Raw genomic sequence first — 8,951 nt, forward strand, 5'->3', positions numbered from 1 at the left:
CTTTGGCGGCAAAAATACAAATTGTAATGAAACTATTACTATTTATTTATGATTTTACTTAAATCGAACATTGGGGCATACATAGACACCATTATGACCCCCACAATGACCCCAATCACTATGATAATCATGGGTTCCAGAATCACTCCGATCATCTTGGTCTGATGGCTTATTTCCTCATTATATTGTTCCGTAAGCCTTTCAAACATAGTCTCAAGCTGATTCACCTGTTCGGCAACTTCGACCATCGAAACCATTTTGTTTTCAAACACGTCGTGCTTTTTTAAACTTTCATTAAGGGAAGCACCGCGCGTAATATCGTCCTTGATTTCTTGAATCGCCATTTCGATCGGGTAGAAGCCTATCATCTTGGCCGTAAGGGACAGTGAGTTGATCAATGTGGTCTTAGACGTAATCAGTAAATTCATCGCCTGGCAAAAACGCGAAATATAAATTTTGCGGATGAGGTTTCCGAAATACGGTATTTTCAAAATCATCTTTGTGGTCAGCGCCCTGTAAAAATCTTTTTCTTTCAGAAAGGCATGCGTGATAATTAGTCCAATGATGATGGCCAAGACAATGCTGAATATTGTTCCCGAATGATTCGATATTTTGATAATCACCTGTGTGCTTTTCGGTAATTCGCTGCCAAATTGTTTAAACACGGAACTAAACATCGGAACTACTTTGTTCAGCATAAAATAAAGGACCAGTACCGTTACGATCATCACAATCGCCGGATAGGTTAAAACAGAAACAATCTGTCTTTTCATCTGGATTTTACGGTTGAAGTATTTCTGCAATTCGGCCAGGACTTCTTCGAGCTTTCGGGTTTCCTCCCCAATCTGAATGCTGTAATATTCGTAAGCCGAAAACTGATTCGTTTCCCGCATCGACTCGTAAATACTTCTTCCTTCGATAACCTTGTCTTTGATCTGAAGGATGATTTCCTTCTCAAATTTATTACTGGACTGATTGCTCAGGATTTCGAGTGCTTTTTTAAAATCAACACCTGATTTGAGCAGCATACCCAATTCACGATAGAAAATTTCTTTTTTCTTGTCCGAAAGTTTTTTTGAGAATTGAAAGGATGCAGCACCTGATGGTACCTTAAAATCTGTTTTTTCAGCCTTTGGGGCTTTGTATGTACTTAGATCAAGACTCATGGTTTCGGTGTTTTTTGTAATAATTCATTCGCATACACTCTTTTGTAAAAATTCAGGGAGGATTCTTTTTCATTAATGGTTACGTTCAGTTTCAATTTTAGAAACACCAATTGCTGTGATTTGCTTTTTACGGTATCCATCACAATTTGTTTGAGCTGAATCTTAAACGTGTCGATAAAGGTTTCGTTCGTTCGGATCGCATAGTCCTCCTGAAAATTATAGTGCACCTGTTCTCCGGCATATCCTTTGAAAGAGAGCTCGTTGTCGGTCCGGTTCATTTTTTCTTTTTCGAAAATATCTTTGTTCAGGCTGTACGTCAGGCGGTTTAAATCGTTAACGAGCTGGTTCTGATTTCTGAAATCAATCATTCTTTCGGTTACAATAGAAAATATGGCGAACAAAATGCCCATGATAATGGCTGTAATGGCCATTCCGACAAGCGTTTCTATAATCGAAAACGCCGGAACCGAATTGTTGCGATTAGGGATTGCTTTCGACATAAAAACTTTTTTCAAACTTAAATTGCGAGCTGTCTTTGTACTGGACAGAAATTTTTTTCAGGCGGTCGTTGATCACTTCTTCTTCGATCAGCAGGTTTTCGTCCTGACTTTCGTATTGTAATGAATCATTTTTCAATTGCGATAGAAAGAATAACTCATTGACTTTATTTTGGGTGCTGTAAAATTTAGCCGATGTTCTTGGCGTAAAAACGGAAGCAAAAATCAAAATAGCAAAATACAGACAGATCGAAATAATAGTCAAAGCAATAACCGACTCCAGTATGGAGTTTGCTTTTACGCTATAATACTTTTTTAAGAATACCATAGCGGGTCTTTTGAGTGGTGAATAATGGGATCGAAATAAAATAATCCGGCCGTTTGTCCGAATTGATTTCAAGATCAGCAATCGTGTTGTCGTATGAGGTAGCGCCGGTTTGTATAAAAAAGCGGTTGGTATAAACAGAACCGTAAACCGTGCTCCTCAAAAATAATTTTCCGGTACAGTAAATATCCCCGAAGATCAATCCTTCTTCGGCTATCTCCATGCTGTTTTTGTCTAATTCTTCGATAGAATTGCCAAATAATACGACTGCACCGCTTATGATGCTTTCTTTCTTTATTTTTATTTTGCTTTCTGCTTCGTTGGCATTGTATACACAAATCACGGAGGGGTAATTCAGAACAACTTTTTCCTCGAGCTCAATTCCCTTTGTCGCAAAGGCCTGAACGGTTCCTTTAAAACCGGCTTCGAAGGTGATTTTTGGAGCAATGAGGATTACATCTTCCAACACGGCATTTTTTTGTATGCGGATGGAGTCTTTCGATCTCAGAATGAAATTGCCTTTGAAGATGACGTTGGAAAGTCTCGAACTTACCTCAATTTCTTTGGTTTCGTTTGTAAAAGAATTATAGTACAGCGAATCTTTGGGTCTTTCGATATCTTTTAAAGCGGTTCTCCGGCCTTGCGTCTGCGCGAATATTTTTTTGAATTCCGGATTGATTTCCGGCAGTGCAAGATCTGAAACGGTAACTTTTCCGTTATTGGTGATTTTGTTCGCGCCGCTGGTAATATAGGAAGTTTCAATAAAAGCAGAAGGGAGCTGGCTGTCCCCGGTTAATTTTACAGTACCGGAATACGAAAGCGGTTTGGAAATATTGGTCAGGTAAATAGCGGTTTTGTCCGTGCTGAAACTGCCCACAAAATGAGCTGAGGTTACCGTGTCATTCCCCACAGAAGATTCTGCGAGTAGCAGCGTAAGCAAACCGTACGATCTGGTTTTGTAATTCCCTTCGATACCGGAGTTTTCGTCTTTTTCAATTTCCTGCGGAAGGATTTTATTCCCCACCGCAAAATTAACCACCGACTGATTCTGAATATATAATTCTTCCTGCAGGTTGTAATATAAATTAAGCTGATTGTACAAATTGGCAAAATACAAAAGCGCACCGCATATAATAGATACGATTAGACAAATGTAAATGGCGTACAATAAACTATGAGCCTTAACCATTAGCTTATTGCTTTTTTGTAAATATGTTTTTAAAGAATGTTTTGGTTTTAGAGTCTTTCTGTGAAGCTTTATCAGCGGCTTTCTTTTGTTTTTCAGCTGCTTTTTCTTTTTCTCGCTCTTTTTGCTTTTGTTCTTTTTCTGCTTTCTCTTTTTCTTTTGCAGCAGCTTTATAAGAAGCAAGCGTATTCAGGTCCGAAGTGCTTTCCAGTTCCTGCGCCTGTTTTTTGGACGCTTCGAGTTTGGTTTGTTCTTCTTTTAGTTTGTATTCCTGGGATTTTGAGATCTTTTGTTTTTTGATGACAAGAATTCCTTTTTTGTATACAAGGGTATCTTTCTTCTCGTAATTAATCCACACTCCGGTTTTTACGCCTTTTTTGTATTTTCCGGTTTCGGCAAGAATGCCCTTATCGTCATATCGCAAATAATCTCCGGATCTTAAACCTTTTTTCCAGTTCTCGGTAGCCTCAATCGTTCCGTTGGTATGCCAGGTTTTCCATAAGCCCACTTTTAGGCCTTCCTTAAACTGACCTTGTTCCGCCAGTTGGTTGCTGTGGTACATTTTTACGAATTTATCGTGAAGCAGGGTACCCGCAATACCGGCTTCGGCACTGTGAATTGCACCGCCTTTGAACCAAAAGTATACTTTGTGGTCTTTTATTTTTATAATTTTGTCGGTGGTGTAAAATTCATATCTGAAGTTGGCATCAGAAATACGTTTGATAGCATAAGGATCCGAAAAAGAAATCAGAAACAAACTAAAAAAAAACAATAAAAAGCCGGGTAATACTCTTGTTTTCAATGTGGTATTTTTTTTAATAAAACTGGGGCAAGATAAACTTTTAAAATTCTTTTACAAATAAATAATGTAGGTTTTTTAATGATAAAGAAATGTTACAGAAACCTGATTTAAATTGTGTTCGACACTCTCTTGAAATCAGATTTTATTTTGGTTGTTTTTCTATCTTTGAAAGGCTGAAAAATGCCTTTTAATGCAGTTTTGAAGATTTTATATTATAGCTTGAGTTCTTGTCTTTATTGGTCTGATGGTATTTTAGATTACTATCCTTTTGGAATGCTGGTACCAAACCGTCATGCCGACACCGAAGAATACCGTTACGGATTTAATGGTAAGGAACTAGATAATGAACTAAAGGGTGAAGGGAATAGTTATGATTATGGTGCAAGGATTTATGACCCGAGAATAGGCAAGTGGTTTTCAACAGATGCTTTAGAAAGTAAATATCCATATTTATCAAGTTACAGTTATGCTTCCAACAACCCAATTTTAAATGTTGATTTCGATGGAAATGACTGGGGTTATTCTACTTTTAAGAAAGATGGTAAGACTTATATTAGAATCATTTTTATAGGAGCTGTTTTAAACACATCGGGTAAGGATATTAATATGAAAAAATTTCTAGCTAACCAAAAGAAAGAATTTCAGAAAGCCTTTGGTCAAGGAAATGTAGTTACTGGTTTTCATGTGAGACAAATAAAATCTAAAGATGAGTTAGCACCTAATGAACATTTAATTGAGATAGCAGATCCAAAAACACATAAAGGTCTAATAGCAGAAAATAAAAAAAATAAGTTGGAGGGCTTTGTTGGAGGGTATTCTCAAAAAGGGGGTAAATATGTTGTAATTAGTTCAGATGGTGTAAAAGCTGACGGGTCACTGGATGATAAAAGAACTGTACTTCATGAAATTGGTCATACTGGAGGCTTGGAACATCCCTTTGAATTTGAAAACGATTTCTCTAAAGATCGTTTTGTCAATGGAGATAAATTTTCACTTGACAAACAAGTGTATCAAAATAAAGACTATAAATTAGAACTGGAAACTAATTTTATGAATTATACAAGCATTGCCGTTGAGAGAAAGCCAGGATGGTTCGTTAAAGATGCGGATGTTTTACAGAAATATTTTATGGATAATGTAGGTAAAGCAACAGAAGGGCAAGCGCAAACAATTATAAATAATATTTTTTATGGGCATTTAAATAGTAATAAAGACTTACCAAAAGATAAAAAGAAAAAAGGATGAAAAACGTCAAATATCTATTAGTAGCTTCGATTTATTTCTTAATTCAATGTTCTAATAATTCTGATATTAATACTTTTAAAGTTGAATATTTCAGTCATTCGAATTTCTCTATTATGCATGCAGAAATGCATAAAAATGAACAGCTAGTAATAACTGTTAATGATAAATTTATTTACAAATATGGTCCTAAGAATGAAAACTATACCGTTGTATCTAATTATAAATTACCTGAAATTGCCAAAAAGATTGAAGTTAGAAGTATTTATAAGAAAAAAACCATTTTATGTAAAACATTTTTTGATACAAGTAGTACTTCAAAAAAGCTAATTATATCAGTGGCATATCCTAGAAAGTATGATAGGAAAGATTTAGACACTAGTTTTCGACAAATAAAAGAGGTTCCCATAGAAGAATCAGTAAGATATATCTATATTAAACATTATTGATTTCGCCAGCTGTGCGAAGAGTTCCTTACAAATAATAAATTTATCGCATGCACTGTGCGAACGTCTCCTGACTTCGCACCCGCAACGCTGATCCGCAAAAAGCATCAATTAAAACAAAAAAACCTGACACCAGATATGATTCTGGTGCCAGGTTTTTCTTTTTATAATCCTTAAACTTAATCAAAAGAAAAACGCATCCTAAAAGTGATATCGAAGAAGAACGACAGGTCAGCATTTTCAACGTTAATGCTGCCAGTTTGACATTGCATTTTTTACGTCATTTCTCCGTCACCGCTCCGTCACCCCTATACGGAAACTTCGTTTGAAAATTTTAGAGCATTTACTCTTTTTCAGTCAGATTGTCAGGCAATTCAGTAGCCTGAATGTTGATTTTATCCCAGGCTAAATCGGCATTTTCTTTAGTAGCAGTATAAATCCAATTAATAACTTTCCAGTTTACTATGTACTTTTTCAATCTCTTTATCCATATAGGCTTGTGCATAATGCACATATCGATTGAAAGAAGTACTGGCATGACTATGACCGCTAATTTTGCGCACCAAATGTTCCGGCATACCCAAAATTAATAAAGTGGTAATCGCAGTTCGCCGCATCATGTGTGAGCTCATTTTATCGCAAAACCGATTTTTGATAAGATCTGTTTTTTTTGTAATGCTTTGTGTTTTGCCTTGTTTTTCGCGGGAAACTTCTATTGGTGCTGTAAAGCCGGCAAGCTCCCCAATTTGTTTGAGGCTTTTATTAAAATTAAACAAACTGATAGTACCGAAAAGTGGTGTTTTGTTGTTGGTTGTGGCATAACGTTGAAAAATAGTCACGGCATAAGCAGAAAGTTTGATAAAACTAAAGGTTTTGGTTTTCTTGGATTTGAGCTTCAAATACCAATCTTCTTCCATTTTTTCGAAGTTTTTATTGGTCAGTAAAAAAATATCCGAATACCGTAAACCAGTCGTACAACCAAACACAAAAATATCTTTGATTCGTTTGTAACTCGGAATAAGTGTCTGTTCGAATTCTTTGTCATGTATTAAAAACTTAAGTTGTTCCGGTGATAAGACAAAGATTTCTATTTCTTCTTTTCTTACATAAAACAGACGCTGAAAATCACCTGTATTTAAATCCTTATCGTTTTTAAGGTAATTGAAAAATACGCGGATCACTTTAATATTGGCGCCTACATAATTGTCATGACAGCCCTTTTTATAAAGGAAATCCGTAAACTTCTGATAGAATTTTTTCCAGTAACTTTTCTCGGAAGTTAGTTCTCTTTTATCCAGTTTTGAAGCATCACAAATACGGAGTTCGAATTTAGTGTCACTCGAAAACTGAATTAAATTTTGTAAGACATATTTATAATTATCTATCGAACTGGATTTAATTTTTTCACCATTTTTTTTGAGTCGCTTACCGGTTTCCGTTTCTCGTATAAACTGTTTGAAAAGTGGAATAATAGGACTCGTTTTTTTCATGTTTGTGGTTTTTGCTAAAAATACAATTTTAGTTGATAGTGAAACTATTTATGCTCGTAAATAAAAAAACTACAACTTTTTTGAGGTTGTAGTTTTTATTGCTTTCTTGTTTTAATAGATGCTTTTGCGGATCATCGTTGTGGGTGCGAAGTCAGGAGACATTCGCACAGCACACACAATAAATTTATTATTTTAAAAGCACTCTTCGCACAGCTGGGTTTTTGCCAAAAATACAATTTTAGGTGAAAGTGAAACTATGTATAGGATAAATAAAAAACCACAACTTTTTTAGGGTTGTAGTTTTTATTGTTTTCCTGTTTTAATCGATGCCTTTGCTAATCATCGTTGCGGGTGCGAAGTCTGGAGACGTTCGCACAGCACACACGATAAATTTGTTGTTTTTAAGAAACTATTACAAGAGCACGGGAAATGATTACAAATCCTCTTTAGAAAAACCAGCTTCTAATATCTCCGTAGTATCTGTAACCTCTTCTTCATATATTGGATGAATTATATCTGGATATTTGCTTAGATATTTAATTTTATAAAATTTACCAATATTTTGCCTAAAATCAGAATCATTATCACTTGCGTAATTTTTAACTCTTTTATCATTAATGTAATAAATAAAATAATTTTCTTGTGATTTTGAAAAACTTTTATAAGAAACGTATTTTGATATAATTATTTGACCATGGTTTTCTATTTGATAATTAATATAATAAGATCTGACAATCATAAATACTAAAAAAACAAAGAATGAAATTACGATAGTCGCATATATTTTATTTTTCATATCATTTTTTCTTTTTTACAGGTTCTGGTTCTGGTAATAATTCTGGATGAAATTGATCTGCAAACTTTGGAACCATATTGGAGATTGTTTCGACTCCAAAAACGGCCGATTCTCTATAGAATTGTCCTACGAAAGTTCCCGTCAATCCTGATCCAAATTTAAAGGGTCCTCCTCCCATCTTATCTCCAAAATAAGTACTAAATAGACCACCGCCTATTTGGAGAGCTGCGTGATCCCAAGAATCGGGTATTGTAACTCCCTTCGCTCTATCTTCCCAAGTAAAGCTAAAAGTTTCTCCAACAATAGTTGAAGGATAGGTTCCGAAAGCAGACGCACCTACTTCAATACCATTAATTTTTCTCCAATCGAACTTATTTGCAGTCCATTGAGATAAACCATTAGTACCCATACCCCAAAATGCTTTACCCCATGTTAATCCTGCTGTTTGAGAAGTCCATATGTAGCTGCCAGCTTCACTAATCAGTCCAGCTGCTCCCGCTTCTGCTATTCCACCCGCAATAAAAGGACTTGCACCTACCCCTATAGTAACATAGGTTGCTTTTTGAACTACTTTAGTTGCATTTTGGGTTCTATGCATGGCTTCTTTCTTCTTAGTCATTATTTTATTAGCCTCTTCTCCATTTTTTGCTTCATCAGTACTAAGTTTTAGACCATCTAATCCTGAAAAATTTAAAATACCGTTTATTAATCCATCTATTGGCCCCTGTATTGCAGGACGTTTTTCAAGCCCCTCTAATTCAACGTGAGAAATAACATCATTTTCACTAAATGCATATGGTGAATTCGATGGATAATCATGTGTTAATGGATCAATAGCAAAAAACCTACCAATCCTAGGATCATGCATCCTAAAGGTATAGTTAAGCGAGTTCCCTTCCCCTTTAAGTTCCTTGTCTTTCTCCTGCCCCTGGAACCCGTAACGGTATTCTTCAGTGTCGGCATGACGGTTTGGTACCAGCATTCCAAAAGGATAGTAATCT

11 protein-coding genes are annotated in these 8,951 nt (G+C 35.6%); 2 read left to right on the top strand and 9 right to left on the bottom strand.

The window, feature by feature from the left end; translation table 11 throughout:
• Nucleotides 1–38 precede the first annotated feature (38 nt).
• Genes D0817_RS14675 through D0817_RS14695 form a run of 5 tightly spaced genes read right to left on the bottom strand, consistent with a single transcriptional unit; the run spans nt 39 to nt 3,976 of the window.
• Entirely contained in the window at nt 39–1,166 is a 1,128-nt protein-coding gene (locus D0817_RS14675) for a type II secretion system F family protein (RefSeq protein WP_127339127.1), read from the bottom strand.
• A complete protein-coding gene (locus tag D0817_RS14680) occupies nt 1,163–1,666 on the bottom strand; it encodes a PulJ/GspJ family protein (protein ID WP_127339128.1) in 504 nt (167 codons plus the stop codon). Before D0817_RS14680 ends, D0817_RS14675 begins: the two co-directional genes overlap by 4 nt.
• A complete protein-coding gene (locus tag D0817_RS14685) occupies nt 1,647–1,991 on the bottom strand; it encodes a hypothetical protein (protein WP_127339129.1) in 345 nt (114 codons plus the stop codon). Before D0817_RS14685 ends, D0817_RS14680 begins: the two co-directional genes overlap by 20 nt.
• Entirely contained in the window at nt 1,966–3,177 is a 1,212-nt protein-coding gene (locus D0817_RS14690; RefSeq protein ID WP_127339130.1) for a polymer-forming cytoskeletal protein, read from the bottom strand. The genes D0817_RS14685 and D0817_RS14690 overlap by 26 nt, the downstream gene beginning before the upstream one ends.
• Before the next feature lie 4 nt (nt 3,178–3,181).
• Nucleotides 3,182–3,976, bottom strand: a complete 795-nt coding sequence (locus tag D0817_RS14695) for a toxin-antitoxin system YwqK family antitoxin (RefSeq protein WP_127339131.1) — start codon at nt 3,974–3,976, stop codon at nt 3,182–3,184.
• Nucleotides 3,977–4,156: 180 nt separating this feature from the next.
• Here D0817_RS14695 and D0817_RS14700 point away from each other — a divergent pair, with 180 nt between their 5' ends.
• Nucleotides 4,157–5,221, top strand: a complete 1,065-nt coding sequence (locus D0817_RS14700) for an RHS repeat-associated core domain-containing protein (RefSeq protein ID WP_127339132.1) — start codon at nt 4,157–4,159, stop codon at nt 5,219–5,221.
• Nucleotides 5,218–5,667, top strand: coding sequence for a hypothetical protein (locus tag D0817_RS14705; protein ID WP_127339133.1), 450 nt, complete (start codon nt 5,218–5,220; stop codon nt 5,665–5,667). The genes D0817_RS14700 and D0817_RS14705 overlap by 4 nt, the downstream gene beginning before the upstream one ends.
• 340 nt (nt 5,668–6,007) lie before the next feature.
• On the opposite strand, the gene D0817_RS26430 is transcribed toward D0817_RS14705, so the two are convergent.
• From D0817_RS26430 to D0817_RS14720, 4 genes are all read right to left on the bottom strand, one after another.
• Complete coding sequence (locus D0817_RS26430) at nt 6,008–6,142, bottom strand: hypothetical protein (RefSeq protein WP_255539503.1); 135 nt, start codon at nt 6,140–6,142, stop codon at nt 6,008–6,010.
• Nucleotides 6,108–7,154 carry a tyrosine-type recombinase/integrase gene (locus D0817_RS14710; protein WP_127339134.1) on the bottom strand — a complete coding sequence of 349 codons (1,047 nt, stop codon included), beginning with the start codon at nt 7,152–7,154 and terminating at the stop codon, nt 6,108–6,110. The genes D0817_RS26430 and D0817_RS14710 overlap by 35 nt, the downstream gene beginning before the upstream one ends.
• Nucleotides 7,155–7,587: 433 nt before the next feature.
• Complete coding sequence (locus D0817_RS14715) at nt 7,588–7,950, bottom strand: hypothetical protein (protein ID WP_127339135.1); 363 nt, start codon at nt 7,948–7,950, stop codon at nt 7,588–7,590.
• Between the two features lies 1 nt (nt 7,951).
• Nucleotides 7,952–8,951: RHS repeat-associated core domain-containing protein (locus D0817_RS14720; protein WP_306462217.1), on the bottom strand; the 1,000-nt coding region annotated here is incomplete at its 5' end.

The sequence above is a fragment of the Flavobacterium cupreum genome (assembly GCF_003996965.1).
GTDB lineage: Bacteria > Bacteroidota > Bacteroidia > Flavobacteriales > Flavobacteriaceae > Flavobacterium > Flavobacterium cupreum.